Here is a 14,041-nt window from a genome sequence, read left to right as displayed (position 1 = left end):
TCCCTAAATTTTATAAAACCTATAGTTACTAATTTTTAGCAAAATTTGCCTTAAAATTGCTAAATTTAATTTAGTGTGAATTTAACTGGAACTTCAAAAGTTGCTCTTGCCCTTATTTTAGGAAATTTACTTTTAACTCTGTTTATAGCCTGTATAACTGTGTCATCTAAAATTTGATGACCAGATGAGTTTTTAACTCTGATATTTGTCACACTTCCATCAGGACTATAAGTAAAACTAATAACTGAAGTTCCTCTTTGTCTTAAGCGTTTAGCTTTTGTTGGATAGTTTTTCTTGGCCTCTTTTGCTATGATAGCTTGAATTTGTGAAGCGATACTGTTTTTCTCACTTGCACTAAGCGTTTGTATGGTGTTTTCACCAGCTATAGCACTTGAGGCGACTTTATTAGAATTTGGATTATAAGCGTTATATCCACCGCTATTTGATGGTTTTTTTGCTGGTTTTTCTTTTTTTTCTACTTTTTTGACGGGCTTTTTAGGGGCAGGTTTTTTAACCACTTTTTTTGGTTCTGGCTTTTTTTCAATCTTTTTAGGCTCGGGCTTTTTCTCAACAACTTCTGGTGTTATTATCTCTTCTACTGGTTCAATCTCTTCTATAACTTCAACTACCTCTTCTATAGTTTCAGGTTCTACGATCTCTTCTATAATTTCAGCTTCATCTTTTAAAATTTCCTCTGGTTCTAAGACTTCATTTATTGGCTCATCAGGAGTTGGAGGAGCATCGTTTAGTCCACCAGCTATCTCAAACATATCTAGATCAATTTTAGTTATGTTTAAAATTGGTGTTTGCTTTGGAGTGGGTCTAAAGTAATAATATCCACAAATCGTTCCACCATATAAAAGTGATGCTACTAAAAGCCCTATAGCTAAGCTTTTATTCTCTAATTTCTGTTGCGATTGATACATTGTCATGTTTTTTTATTTTTAGTGCGTCTATTATTTTGACAAAGCTCTCAAATTTAGCGTTTTTGTCGCTTTTTAAAACTACAGTGGTGTTACTATCTATCTCGTCAAGTTTTGAAAGTAAAACCTCTTCATTTATAATTTCATCATTTAGATAGATAGTGTTATTTTCATCTACAACTACAAGAAATTTTATCTCATCTTTGCTTTTTTGAGCGCTTTTTGACTTAGGGAGATCTACGCTTATATTTCCTTGAGCAATAAATGTAGAAATACTTAGCACAATGCAGAGCAAAACCAGCATAATATCTATAAATGGAACTATATTAAGCCCATCTTTTTTTAGTTTTGAATTTCTCATAAAGAGCTGTACCTTGTCATTAAAATATCAACTTTTCTACTAAATGCGTTATAAATCATAAGTGTTGGTATAGCTACAAGTAGTCCAATAGCTGTTGCTTTTAAGGCTAAACTCATACCAACCATTACAGCTTTTGCATCAACTCCACCAGCCATTCCCATATCATAAAATGTTATCATTATACCAGCAACTGTGCCTAAAAGCCCAACATATGGAGCGTTTGAGTAGATAATATAAAGCGTGGTTAGATTTTTTGTAAGTGCTATTTCTAATTCATCTGCGTTTTTATAGCTTTTTATATTAACTTTTGCATAAAAAAATAGCCTTTCAAATGTATACACAACTACTAAAAAACCCATAAATCCTAAGACAACGATAATACCAATTTCTACATTGTCTTTTAAAAAATTTAAAATTTCCATTTACAACCTTACATTCTAGAAATTTAAGCAACTTAAGTGCTTTTTAATTATGATAATCTATATCAGGTTGAGAATTCTATCAGAAGCTTTCTTAAATTTAAATAAATTATACAAATTTTTAAATAATTTATTATGCATTTATGAAAATATTTATATAATTGCTAGAAATTTGAAAGGATTTATATGATAAAAGTTGGTATCGTAGGATATGGAAATTTAGGAAGAGGCGTTGAGAAAAATATCAAAAATTTTAAAGATTTTGAGTTGGTTGGTGTTTTCTCAAGAAGAGATGGAGTTAAAACCGACTCAGGAGTAGCAAGCTTTAAGATGAGCGAACTAGAAAATTTCAAAGGTAAAATCGATGTTTTAATCCTTTGTGGCGGAAGTGCAAATGACTTAAGAGAGCAAAGCCCTGCAATTGTAAAGAATTTTAATATCGTTGATAGCTTTGATAATCACGCATTTATAAACGATCACTACAAAGAAGTTGATGCATCAGCAAAAAGTGGCGGTAAAATCGCAATAATCTCAGTTGGTTGGGACCCAGGACTTTTTTCTCTTAATAGAATAATCGGTTCAGCAGTACTACCAAATTCTAAAACTTATACATTTTGGGGCAAAGGCGTAAGTCAAGGACATAGTGATGCCATTAGAAGAATTAAAGGCGTAAAAGATGCAAGGCAGTACACTATACCTTCAAAAACCGCACTTGATACCGTAAGAAGTGGCGATTTAAAGGAATTTAGCACAAAAGAAAAACACACAAGAGAGTGCTTTGTCGTACTTGAAAACGATACAGCTGATGAGAGAAAAAGAGTAGAACATGAGATAAAAACTATGCCAAACTACTTTGAGCCTTATGATACAACTGTAAATTTTATAAGTGAAGATGAGCTTTTAAGAGATCACGCAGGCCTTCCACATGGCGGTGTAGTTATAACAAGCGGTATAACAGGAAAAAATTGTAAGCAAATTTATGAATTTAGCTTGAATTTAGACTCAAATCCTGAGTTTACATCAAGCGTGATGATAGCCTACGCAAGGGCTGCTTATCGCTTATCAAAAAATGGTGAAAGTGGTGCTAGAACTATAGCTCAAATCGCTCCATATCTAATAAGTGACATGAGTTTAGAAGATATGAGAGTTAAAGGAATGATATAAATTTAAAGGGCGATTTGCCCTTTAAAATACTAAAAGAGTTCTAAAATTTATATTTTGGTTAAATTTAAGATATAAAAAGCCCCGAATTTATGGGGCTTTTAACTAAAATTTATAACTTACATTAAATTTGACATTTCTACCTTCTTCAAAATCGATACTTGATTTTTCAGCTGATGAGAAATCAAGTGTTCTTTGAGAGTGCGAAGCATATGTTTTGTCAAATATATTATAAATTCCAAAATTTACTTCTAGCCCTTTAAATTTACCACTATTTGGAACCCATGTAGCATATATGTCATGAACTGCATATCCTGGTTTGCGCACTTTACCTTTTTCACCTTCAAATTTTTGTTCATTTATACTTGTAAATGCTATTGTATTCCAGCCTACAAATGTATCTATTGATGATATGAAGTATTCTGCATTAAATGTTATCTTATCTCCAATATCTGAATAGGCTAGTCCTGAGCCATATCCACTTGCTTTTTTACCTCTACTTAAAACAGTTGGAACATTTTTGTACTTTGTATCTTGTGTTGAGTAACTAGCTGATAGGCTTAGGTTTTCATACAAGAATTTAGCCGCTAATTCAATGCCATTAATTCTAGCATCTCCTGCGTTCATTCTAACAGCATTTGGATTGCTTGGAGTTGAAAACTCACCTATTAAATTTTCATATTCTGTGTAAAAATATTTTGCTGAAAGACTTAAGCTAGATACCTCACTTAAATCAGTGCTATATCTTAGTCCTATCTCGTAAGTATCGCCTGTTTCAGGTTTTAGATCTTCATTATATTTAGTATCTGTAGCATTTACATTGTTGATTCTAATTCCTTCAAAAACATCTGGACCTCTAAAAAGTTTAGCATAGCTTATATATCCACCTAAACCAAATTGTGTTTGATAGTCTAATAAAAGTGCAGGTGACCATTCATTCCAGCTATATTTTGATCTACCTTTTATATCTCCATTTAGTTTTTTTCCGCTTGCATTATATGTTGAGCCTTTGCCACCCAATGTATCAAGCTCATATTTGTCAAATCTAATTCCAGGAACAAAAGTTAATCCACCATGCCTTATTTGGTCTTCTAAAAATATTGATAAGCTTTTTACCTCATCATCTTTTATTCCAAAGTCATTTGCTGTTTTTGTTTTAAATTTATTTCCACTTGTGGCACTTTTTGAATCGTTATAGGCTTTTGTTTGATAATATTCTGTTCCATAAACTAAAGTATGATCTAAAATTCCAGTTTGAAAATTAGTTTTATTAATGGCTTTTATTCCCCAAGTTTTTACACCAGTATTGATTCCTGATGGATCTTCTTTTGTCATATCTAGGTTATGATCTGTGTAATAAGCATTTAAATTAAGATCTATATAATTATTTGGATTATAGTCATAGTTTAATGCAAAAGTATCTCTTGTATATTTGCTATCTTTTAAAATTCTTTTACCATTTCTGTCTACCCCACCTGGCCATTCAGCTTTCATAGGATAAATTCCTTTATACTCCATATGCTCATAACTACCTGTTAATTTTCCATGATCACCTGTTTTTACACCAAGTTTTAGTAAGTAGTTATAATCATCTCCATCTCCGCCCATCGCTCTTCCTGCACCATCTTTGCCAAAATCATAGCCCCTGTGGTTAAAATATCCTAACGCATCAAATATTCTATCTTCATCAGAGCCATAAATAGTTAGTCCTTGTGAGAACTCATCGTTATTTGATGCAAAGCCCATATTTATTCTAGCGCCTACTATTTCACCATCTTCTAGTAAATCACTTGCATCAACAGTTTTAAAAGCAACACTACCACCCATTGCTCCACTTGTTCCAACTACACTATGAACACCAACTCCAACATCCACTGCTTTTATAATAGCAGGATCTATTAATAAATCGGCATTATGGTGGAATGTATTTCCTTTTTGTCTAGCACCATCGATTGTGATATTTAATGCTCTATCATTCATACCGCGCATATAAATTTTTTGGTTATAGCCGTTTGTTCCACCCATATAAACGCCTGGTATATCTCTTAGAACATCTTTTAAAAGCCCAGCATTTCTAGTATTTACTTTGTAAGCATCAACTGTTTGAGTGTTTGCAACAGTGCTACTAACTTCTATCGTATCAAGTTTAACCGTATCTTCTGCCAATGCATTTGCACACAACATAAAAGAAGCCGCTAGTGATAAAACAACTCTATTTTTTTGCATTTTAATCCTTTTAAATTTTAATTTTAATTTTTATTTGATGATGATATTGCTTATCAACATAAAATTAGCCCAGAAGTTTATAAGATAGTTGCTTAAAATCTGATAAAAGTAAATGAGAATTATTAATAAAATCTTTATATTTTTGTGATAAATTTAGTTTTAAATGACTATGTATCGTTGTTTTAAGCCATTAAACTTTTTAATAAAATTTATTAAATTTAAATTTTTAAAATTTAATATCCATGATAAAAATAATGCCCTAGCCCAATAGTAAATATAAAATTTCCATAAAGTGCGTGTTCTATGCTAGAAAGTAGGGTAGAGTTTGATTTAAGATAGGTTTTTATAAATAAAATTCCACCAAAAAAGCTAAAAATAACAGCTATAAAATTTCCAAAAAGTAGATGAACTAAACCAAAAATCAAAGCATTTATAAAGATAAATAAATTTTGATTTTTAAAAAAAGCTTTATATCTTAAAGTAAAAAACGCCCTAAATAAAATCTCTTGAAAAAACGCTGAAAATATAGGGTATAAAATCATCACTAAAAGCCAGATATCAAGCCTTTGCTTTGGGAGAGATAAAAAGCTATTTCTTTCAAAAATCCATGTAAAAATAGCTAAAAACAAAGCTAAGATTAAAAATCTTTTAAAGATGAATTTAAACTCATCAAATTTAAAGCCTTTTAAAATTTTTATACCATTTTTTTTGGTGTGATAAAGTGCGTAAAAACACCCAACCCAAAGGGTTAAAAACATATAGCTTTTTGGTAAAATTTCCAAAACAAATAGGGCTGGGACTAGCAAAAAAATAATAAAAAACTCAGCACATCTCATCAAATCATCTTTAAAATTTGAACAACATCGCCTTTTTTATAGCCTTTTAACTCCTTTGGAACTACTAAAAGTGCAGCTTCGTTATTTAAGTTATTTACAATCGCACTTGAGCCATTTTTTTTACCCTCTAAATTTGCCCTTACAATACCGTTTTCATCAACTTTTAAAGAGCAAGCACTAAATTCTAAAAATGGAGATTTTTTAGTGTAGTCATTTTCTAAAACAGCGTTTATGAAGTGATCTTTTGTGGCACAAAAAAAGCTTTCAACCAAAACTCTTACATATAAAACACACATCACCATCGCTGAATATGGAAACCCAGGCAAGGCAAAGATATATTTTTCATTAAATTTGGCTATTTTTATATGTCTGCCTGGCTTTATGGCTGCCCCATTTATGATAGTTTTTGAGTCTAAAATCTCTTTTATAAAGTCATAATCCCCCATGCTAACGCCGCCTGTTGTTATTAAAATATCACAAAATTTAAGCGAGTTTAAAATAGCTTTTTTAACCGTCTCTTTTTCATCTTTTACGATCGGTAAAATTATCGCCTCACAGCCCATCAACTGCATCATCGAAGCAATTGCGACATGGTTTGAACTTCTTATTTGTGCTTCGTTTTCTAGTGGTTCTCCAAGGTCTTTTATCTCACTTCCACTAGCCATAACGCATACTTTTGGTTTTACAAAAACACTTATATGAAACTCGCCAATTTCAGCTAAAAGTGCGATTTCAGAGTAGCTTATTTTTGTGCCTTTTTTAAGTAAGATTTCACCTTTTTTATAGCTTTCGCCGATTTTTCTAACGGCAAAACCTTGATTAACATTTTTTAAAATTTCTATTTTATCATTAGTTACTTTTACATTTTCCACAGGCACCAAAGTATCAGCATTTTGTGGCATTAGTGAGCCTGTAAAGGTTTTAATACACTCAAAATCACTTAAACTTTTAAATTTAAACTCTCCAGCAGGATTGCTTCCTAGAATTTTATATTCCTTGCACTTGCTATTAAATTTAATCGCATATCCATCCATTGAAGCAGTTTGGGATTTTGGGTAGTTTTCTTTTGCGATTATATCAACTGCTAAGTAGCGATTTAAGGCGTTTGTTATAGCTACTTTTTCAACCCTATCCCAAGAAATAAGGTTATTTTTTAAAATATCAAGCGTTTTTTCATACTCCATAAATTCCATTTTCACCCCTTTAAAAGTCCAGCACCTTTTAACTTAAAAGATCTATTTTTTGCATAAATTCTAGTGCCATTTTTCACATCATATTTCCAAATCGGAGCGTTTGCTTTAAAGTCTTCTACAAATTCATCAATCAGCCTTAAAGCCACTTTTCTTTGCTTTGATGCAATTGCTGTAAAATACGAACTCTCACCAACTTTTACATCGCCAAAAGAGTGAGCAAAAAATAGTCTAATTTTTTCATTTTCTACTCTTTCATCTTTAACTTTTTTTTGCCACCCATTAAACCAGTTTTGTAAAAGCTTTTCGTAAATATCAAAGCTAAGTGCTTCCACGCCATCATCATCTCTTATAACTCCACTAAAAGTTATAAAAGCTCCTAAATTTTGAGTTTTTATCTCATCATACCACTTTTTATAAAGTGCGTCTGTATCAAGCCCGCCTTTGTAAATTTCAATATTTTGCATAAATTTCCTTATTTATTTAGCCACCACAAACTGGCGGTAAAATAGAGATTTTATCGCCACTTTTAAGCATAGTATCTAGCTCGCAAACTATCTCATCATTTATCGCCACAGCACAAATTTCAAGCCACTCTTTAAGGCTTTCATCTTGATTTAAAATCTCTTTTAATTCGCTTAAATTTGAAGCTTTTACTTCTAAATCTGGCTTTTTAATAGGACCTAAAAACTCAACTTTTACCATTATTAATTTCCTTTTTAAATTTTTGCTAGATTTTATCAAAAGTTAATAAACTTCTATATAATATTAAAAAATTTTTAAAAGGTTGAAAAATGATAAAAACTCCAGCTTATGTTTGCGAACTTCCAAAACTTATAAAAAACTTAGAACTTTTAAAATTTGTAGGTGATGAAAGTGGTGCAAAAGTGCTTTGTGCATTAAAAGGCTTTGCTTTTAGTCTAGCTATGCCATATGTGGATAAATACCTTTGGGGTGCGACTTGTAGTGGATTACACGAGGCTAAATTTGCTGGTGAGTTTATAAAAAATGGAGAAATCCATACTTATTCACCTGCTTTTAAAGATGAGGATTTTAAAGAGATTGTTAAAATTTCAAATCACATCGTTTTTAATAGTCCAAATCAAATTTTAAAATTTAAAGATTACGCCTTAAAAAACGGCGTGGATTGTGGGCTTAGGATAAACCCACAAAGTTCATTTTCGCCAAAAGATATCTATAATCCTTGTGCTAAATTTAGCCGTCTTGGCACGACAAAGGCAAATTTATTAAAAGCTTTAAATAGCGATAAAACCTTACTTGATGGCATAAACGGGCTTCATTTTCACGCACTTTGTGAAGAAAGTAGTAAAAGCTTAGAAAAAGTTTTGGATAAATTTAGAAGTGATTTTAAAGAGTTTATTCCAAAAATGAAATGGATAAATTTCGGCGGTGGACATCACATCACAAAAAAAGGTTATGATGTAAATCATCTAATAAGCTTAATTAAAGAGTTTAAAAGTGAATTTGGCGTAGAGGTTTATCTTGAGCCTGGCGAGGCTGTTGGCTGGGAGTGTGGGTATTTAGTAGCTAGTGTTTTAGACATCGTTGAAAATGAGAAAAATATCGCTATTTTGGACATTTCAGCTGAGGCTCATATGCCTGATACTATCCTTATGCCGTATCGCCCAGATGTGGAAGGTGAGAGTGAAAATGGCAAATTTGAGTATAGATTTGGCGGAAATACCTGCCTTGCAGGAGATATCGTTGGGCTTGAGGCTGGTGGGGCGGATTATAAATTTGATAAGCCTTTAAAAGTTGGCGATAAAGTTATTTTCAAAGATCAAATCCACTACACAATAGTAAAAAATACAACTTTTAATGGCATAAAGCTTCCTGATTTAGTTTTAGTTGATGAAAATGGTAAAGTCATAAATAAAATAGAATTAGGATATGAGGAGTATCGCCGTAGAAATTAACGGCGATAAATTTATTTAAAGAGTGATTTTATAAACTCTGCTTCTTGCAGTTATTAAAACTTCACCCTTTCCAAAGCTAATATTTGTAGGCGTTTCGTCAAGGTGGATAAAGCCTAAAAGCTTAGCATCTTTACTAAAAACACTAACGCCTAAACTTGTAGTTGTAAAGATATTTCCACTCTCATCTACTGCCATGCCATCAGCAAAACCATCTGCATTTTCTTTTTGTTTTATAAATTTATTTTGGTCTATAAACTCTTTTAGTTCTAAATTTTCTAAATTTATTGAGTAAATTTTCCCACTAAAAGTATCTGCAATATAAAGTTTTGTTTCATCTTGATTTAGGCTAATTCCGTTTGGAATTTTTATCTTACTAGTTAAAAGAGTTAGTTTATCGCCGCTTAATTTATAAACGCCGTTAAATCCTAGTTCGCTTTTTTCATTTACAAGACCATTTTGCGAGATACCAAAGCTAGGGTCTGTAAAGTAAATATCGCCGTTTTTGCTTATGATAACGTCATTTGGCGAGTTTAGTTTTTTACCATTATAGTTAGTGGCTAAAATTTTCTCGTTTTTATTTTCATCTAAAAGCGTTAAATTTCTTGAATGCCTTGCTTGTAAAATGCCTCTGTTTTCGTATTTTGTCATACCATTTGTAACGCCAGCTGGATCTAAGAAAACGCCTAATGTATTGTTTTCATCAAGAGTGTAGATTTTATCATTTATTAAATCACTAAATATCCAAATGCGTTCATTTTCAAGATATAAAGGACCCTCGCTAAAGCCTAAATCAGTAGCTACAACTTCAAGTTTTGCATCTTTACTAAAAATTTCATTTTTTATTAAGCTTTCATCTATAAAAGCAGCAAATACTAAATTTACAAAAAGCGTTGTCATTAATAAAATTTTTTTCATTATTTTCTCCTTTTTAATAAATTTTATCTATTTTAACAAGAATTTCTAAATTTTGTCTATTTTTCACCTTAAGAAATAGATAAAAAAATTCTTAAATTTTTGCATTTATTAAAATTATATAAATTTATAAAATTAGTTTTTAAATTTAATAAATAAAAGCAAAGAATAGTGCTAAAACTCTCTATGCTTAATATATAAGAACTCAAAGAAAAATCTAAAAAGAAATATTCAAAAATAGCATATTTAAGAAAAGTTTAAAAAAATTAATTAGTTTATAAATTTATAAAGTATCAAGAGAAATTTAGGTAAGCTTTTGCTACAAAATCATAGAGTTTTGTATAGATTTTTTAAAAGGATAATAAATGATCGATAAGCAAAGTGTTGTTGATGCAAGAAGAGTTTACTACTCGCTACTTTCAAGACTCTTTGTTTTTAGTTGGGATGATGATAGATTTAGCGGAGTACAACAGATGCTTGATTTAATGGCAGCTAACCCTATGGATGAAAATAGCCAAAAAGCACTAGAAAATTTACAACTTGCTTTTGATTCTAGAAATTTAGAGAGTGTAGCTAGTGAGTATGATAGAATTTTTCATGCTCCGCCTGATCCAATACGAACAAGTGTAAGCTTTTACGAAGAGGGTTATGAGTCATCAAGTCCTTGCTTGGAGATTAAAAATATGCTTTTAAAAACCAAATTTAGACGAGATGAAAAGAGATATAAAGACACTGAAGATAACTTTGGATTTCTTTTTTCACTAATGTCAAATTTCATTGAGTTGGGAAAAAATGATGAAAATTATCGAGATCTTAGTGATGAGATATTTGTAAGATTTTTAAATCCTTATATTGATGAGTTTGTAGAAAAACTCTACACTCATCCAAAAGCTGAAATTTATAGAAATGTGGCATCTTTGATGGCTAGTTTTTTTGCTTTTGAGAGAATTTACTATGACGGCATAGAGTCACAAAATGTAAAAAGTATCAAGGTAAAAGATGGTCTTTCAAGAGCTGAGATGGCAAGAAGAGAGTCAAATAAAAAAAGGAGAGAAAATGATAAAAGAAGAAAGAAGGAGCTTTCTTAAAAAAGCTCTAACTGGAGTTGCTGGTGTAGCGGTCGTTAGTGCAAATGCAGTAACGCCTGAAGATATTAAAAATAGTAGTGGTAAAAAGCCAGAGACTCTTTACCAAAAAACCCCAGAGTGGGAATTATACTATAAAAAGTCAAAATAAAGAAAGGATAGAGTATGTCAAATGTTAATAGAGAAACTCTTTTGCCTAAAGTGGGTAGAAGATCATTTCTTAAGATGGCAGCTTTAGCAGGAGCGGCTGGTTCAGCTGGTGCGATAAACGCTGCTACAGTTACAAGAGATGCAACGACTTTGGAACTAAGTAAACAGTTTCCAGGATCAAAAAAAGTTAAAACTATATGTACTGCATGTTCTGTAGGATGTGGGATTATAGCTGAGGTTCAAAATGGTGTTTGGGTAAGACAAGATGTTGCTACAGATCACCCAGTAAGTCTTGGTGGACACTGCTGTAAGGGTGCTGATATGTGTGATATGGTTAAGTCTTCTGTTAGGCTTAAATATCCTATGGAAAAAGTTAATGGTGAATGGAAAAGAATCTCTTATGAAGAGGCTTTGGATAAAATCGCTACTCAGCTTGATAAGTATAGACAAGAAAACCCTGAACAAGTACTTTTTTTAGGTTCAGCTAAGATGAGCAATGAGCAGGCTTATTATGTAAGAAAATTTGGAGCTTTTTATGGCACAAACAATGTAGATCATCAAGCTAGAATTTGACATAGTGCAACAGTCGCCGGTGTGGCGAATACATGGGGTTATGGCGCTATGACAAACCACCTTGGAGATATCCAAAAAACAAAAGCTATAATTGTTTTTGGTGCAAATCCAGCGGTTAATCACCCTGTTGGTTTTAGACACTTCATAAAAGCTAAAGAAAATGGTGCTAAATTAATAGTAATTGATCCAAGATTTACTCAAACAGCAGCTAGGGCTGATCTTTATGCACAGATTAGACCAGGAACAGATATACCATTCATGTATGGTATGCTAAATATAATTTTTGAAAATGGCTGGGAAGATAAGGAATTTATTGAAACGCGCGTTTATGATATGCAAAGCATTAAAGAAGAGGCTAAAAAATGGACTCCAGAGTTGGTAGAAAATGTTACGGGCGTTAAAAAAGAGCTACTTTATGAGATTACACAGATGTATGCAAAAAATAATCCTGGAACGCTCGTATGGGCTATGGGCTTAACTCAGCACACTATTGGTACATCAAATACAAGACTTGGGCCAATAGTTCAGCTTGCACTTGGCTATGCAGGCAAAGAAGGTGGTGGATGTAATATCTTAAGAGGCCATGATAATGTTCAAGGTGCTAGCGATATGGGCTGTTTATCTGAAAATTTACCAGGGTATTATGGTCTAAATGAAGGAACTTGGAAATACTTCTCAAAAATGTGGGGAGTTGATTATGAATGGATGGTTTCAAGATTTGTCAATAAGGAATGGATGCATAAAAGTGGCTTTACTTTAGCTAGGTGGTATGCTGGAGTTTTAGATGGTAAAAATGGAAATGATAAGATTGATAATGCTGGAACGAGCTTAAAAGCACTAGTTGTTATGGGAAATGGTATAACCTCTATCGCCCAACAAGCTAAAGTTCAAGAAGGGCTTGATAATTTGGAGCTACTTGTAATATCTGATCCATTTGTTAACGAAGCAGCTATTATTACAAATAAAAAAGATAACATCTTTATTCTTCCAGCTGCTACACAGTATGAGACATCTGGAACAGTTGTTGCTACAAACAGAAGTGCACAGTGGAGATATCAAGTAGTTGATCCGCTTCATGAGTGCAAACCAGATCAAGAAATACTATTTGGTTTAGCTAAAAGAATGGGATTTTATGATGAGTATACAAGATCACTTTATAATGGCAAAGACAGCTTTGAGTGGCCTGAAGATGCTACAAGAGAGATAGCTAGAATTGTAAAAACTATTGGCCTTACGGGCTGGACACCTGAGAGGATTAAAAAACACACCGATAATTGGGATAAATTTGATGAAAAAACTCTTATGGGAACAGGACCTGTTGAAGGTGAGTACTATGGTTTGCCGTGGCCATGCTGGACAGAAGATCACCCAGGAAGTCCAAATTTATATGATATTAGTAAGCCAGTAATGCAAGGTGGAATGGGCTTTAGAAATAACTTTGGCTTAGAGCATAATGGCGTTAGCCAGCTTGCAGGTGATGGTTCAGCACCACTAAATTCACCTATTAATGGTGGATATCCACAAATCACAAAAGAAAATATAGAAACAGTTCTTGGAATAACATTAACCGATGAAGAACGAGATGCTATGGGTCCTAGCTGGACAACTGATGGTAGTGGCATAATAGCTAAGAAGTGTATGGAAAAAGGAATTACTCCTTATGGAAACGCAAGAGCTAGAGCAAGGGCTTGGAATTTTAAAGATCAAATTCCACTTCATAGAGAGCCACTTCACACTCCAAGATATGATCTTGCTCAGGAGTATCCGAGCTTTGATGATGTTGAGAGTCTATTTAGGGTTGAGACTAAATATAAAAGCATTCAACTTGCAAGAGACTATAGTAAGGAATTTCCGATTAATATGATAACAGGAAGACTTGTGAATATGAACGGAGCTGGTATGGAAAACAGAGCAAGTCCGTATTTATCAAGACTAACTCCTGAGATGTTTTGTGATATGAGACCAGAACTTGCTAAGAAATATGGCATTAAAGAGGGCGATATGATTTGGATTCACTCTCCTGAGGGAACAAAAATTAAAGTAAAAGCTAGATTTACTTACGCGGTTGCTGAAGATATGGTATTTTTACCATTCCACTTTACTGGAATCATGCAAGGTGTTGATATGACAGGAAATTTCCCTAAAGGAACTAGGCCATATGCGTGGGGTGAGAGTGCAAACACAGTTACAAACTATGGTTATGATATTTTTACTCAAATTCCTGAGACAAAAGGCGGAATTTGCCGCATAGAAAAAGCATAAGGAGTA

14 protein-coding genes are annotated in these 14,041 nt (G+C 32.7%); 5 read left to right on the top strand and 9 right to left on the bottom strand.

Annotated elements, in window-relative coordinates; translation table 11 throughout:
* Positions 1 to 65: 65 nt before the first annotated feature.
* Genes CCORG_RS07490 through exbB form a run of 3 tightly spaced genes read right to left on the bottom strand, consistent with a single transcriptional unit; the run spans position 66 to position 1,706 of the window.
* On the bottom strand, positions 66 to 926 hold the full coding sequence (locus CCORG_RS07490) for an energy transducer TonB (protein WP_025801777.1): 861 nt from the start codon (positions 924 to 926) through the stop codon (positions 66 to 68).
* On the bottom strand, positions 895 to 1,284 hold the full coding sequence (gene exbD / locus CCORG_RS07485; RefSeq protein WP_025801775.1) for a TonB system transport protein ExbD: 390 nt from the start codon (positions 1,282 to 1,284) through the stop codon (positions 895 to 897). The genes CCORG_RS07490 and exbD overlap by 32 nt, the downstream gene beginning before the upstream one ends.
* Positions 1,281 to 1,706, bottom strand: coding sequence for a TonB-system energizer ExbB (gene exbB / locus CCORG_RS07480; protein ID WP_025801773.1), 426 nt, complete (start codon positions 1,704 to 1,706; stop codon positions 1,281 to 1,283). The genes exbD and exbB overlap by 4 nt, the downstream gene beginning before the upstream one ends.
* Positions 1,707 to 1,889: 183 nt before the next feature.
* On the opposite strand from exbB, the gene CCORG_RS07475 reads away from it, so the two are divergent.
* Entirely contained in the window at positions 1,890 to 2,867 is a 978-nt protein-coding gene (locus CCORG_RS07475; RefSeq protein WP_025801771.1) for a diaminopimelate dehydrogenase, read from the top strand.
* Between the two features lie 102 nt (positions 2,868 to 2,969).
* Here the strand turns inward: CCORG_RS07475 and CCORG_RS07470 are convergent, their stop codons facing one another.
* The 5 genes from CCORG_RS07470 to CCORG_RS07450 all read right to left on the bottom strand — a co-directional run bounded on the left by CCORG_RS07470 (position 2,970) and on the right by CCORG_RS07450 (position 7,821).
* On the bottom strand, positions 2,970 to 5,090 hold the full coding sequence (locus CCORG_RS07470) for a TonB-dependent receptor domain-containing protein (protein ID WP_025801769.1): 2,121 nt from the start codon (positions 5,088 to 5,090) through the stop codon (positions 2,970 to 2,972).
* Between the two features lie 233 nt (positions 5,091 to 5,323).
* Complete coding sequence (locus tag CCORG_RS07465) at positions 5,324 to 5,872, bottom strand: CPBP family intramembrane glutamic endopeptidase (RefSeq protein ID WP_244948760.1); 549 nt, start codon at positions 5,870 to 5,872, stop codon at positions 5,324 to 5,326.
* A gap of 53 nt (positions 5,873 to 5,925) precedes the next feature.
* The gene (locus CCORG_RS07460; protein WP_025801766.1) at positions 5,926 to 7,119 is read right to left on the bottom strand and encodes a molybdopterin molybdotransferase MoeA; all 1,194 of its coding nucleotides are present in this window, start codon (positions 7,117 to 7,119) and stop codon (positions 5,926 to 5,928) included.
* Between the two features lie 2 nt (positions 7,120 to 7,121).
* Positions 7,122 to 7,583 carry a molybdopterin synthase catalytic subunit gene (locus CCORG_RS07455; protein WP_025801764.1) on the bottom strand — a complete coding sequence of 154 codons (462 nt, stop codon included), beginning with the start codon at positions 7,581 to 7,583 and terminating at the stop codon, positions 7,122 to 7,124.
* A gap of 16 nt (positions 7,584 to 7,599) precedes the next feature.
* Entirely contained in the window at positions 7,600 to 7,821 is a 222-nt protein-coding gene (locus CCORG_RS07450) for a MoaD/ThiS family protein (RefSeq protein ID WP_025801762.1), read from the bottom strand.
* Positions 7,822 to 7,910: 89 nt separating this feature from the next.
* Between CCORG_RS07450 and nspC the strand changes: the two genes are divergently transcribed.
* A complete protein-coding gene (nspC, locus tag CCORG_RS07445; protein ID WP_025801760.1) occupies positions 7,911 to 9,053 on the top strand; it encodes a carboxynorspermidine decarboxylase in 1,143 nt (380 codons plus the stop codon).
* A 15-nt stretch (positions 9,054 to 9,068) separates the two neighbouring features.
* Here the strand turns inward: nspC and CCORG_RS07440 are convergent, their stop codons facing one another.
* Entirely contained in the window at positions 9,069 to 9,968 is a 900-nt protein-coding gene (locus CCORG_RS07440) for an SMP-30/gluconolactonase/LRE family protein (protein ID WP_025801758.1), read from the bottom strand.
* Between the two features lie 362 nt (positions 9,969 to 10,330).
* Here CCORG_RS07440 and CCORG_RS07435 point away from each other — a divergent pair, with 362 nt between their 5' ends.
* The 3 genes from CCORG_RS07435 to CCORG_RS07425 are packed head-to-tail and all read left to right on the top strand — an operon-like array spanning position 10,331 to position 14,035.
* Positions 10,331 to 11,053, top strand: coding sequence for a TorD/DmsD family molecular chaperone (locus CCORG_RS07435; RefSeq protein WP_025801756.1), 723 nt, complete (start codon positions 10,331 to 10,333; stop codon positions 11,051 to 11,053).
* Complete coding sequence (locus CCORG_RS07430; RefSeq protein WP_034971317.1) at positions 11,022 to 11,201, top strand: twin-arginine translocation signal domain-containing protein; 180 nt, start codon at positions 11,022 to 11,024, stop codon at positions 11,199 to 11,201. The genes CCORG_RS07435 and CCORG_RS07430 overlap by 32 nt, the downstream gene beginning before the upstream one ends.
* Positions 11,202 to 11,215: 14 nt before the next feature.
* Positions 11,216 to 14,035: a formate dehydrogenase subunit alpha gene (locus CCORG_RS07425; protein WP_081755051.1), complete on the top strand. Its 2,820-nt coding sequence runs from the start codon at positions 11,216 to 11,218 to the stop codon at positions 14,033 to 14,035.
* Positions 14,036 to 14,041 lie beyond the last annotated feature (6 nt).

It is taken from the genome of Campylobacter corcagiensis, assembly GCF_013201645.1.
GTDB lineage: Bacteria > Campylobacterota > Campylobacteria > Campylobacterales > Campylobacteraceae > Campylobacter_B > Campylobacter_B corcagiensis.
Note: the sequence above shows the minus strand (reverse complement) of the source record. Positions and strands in the feature narration are given on the sequence as shown.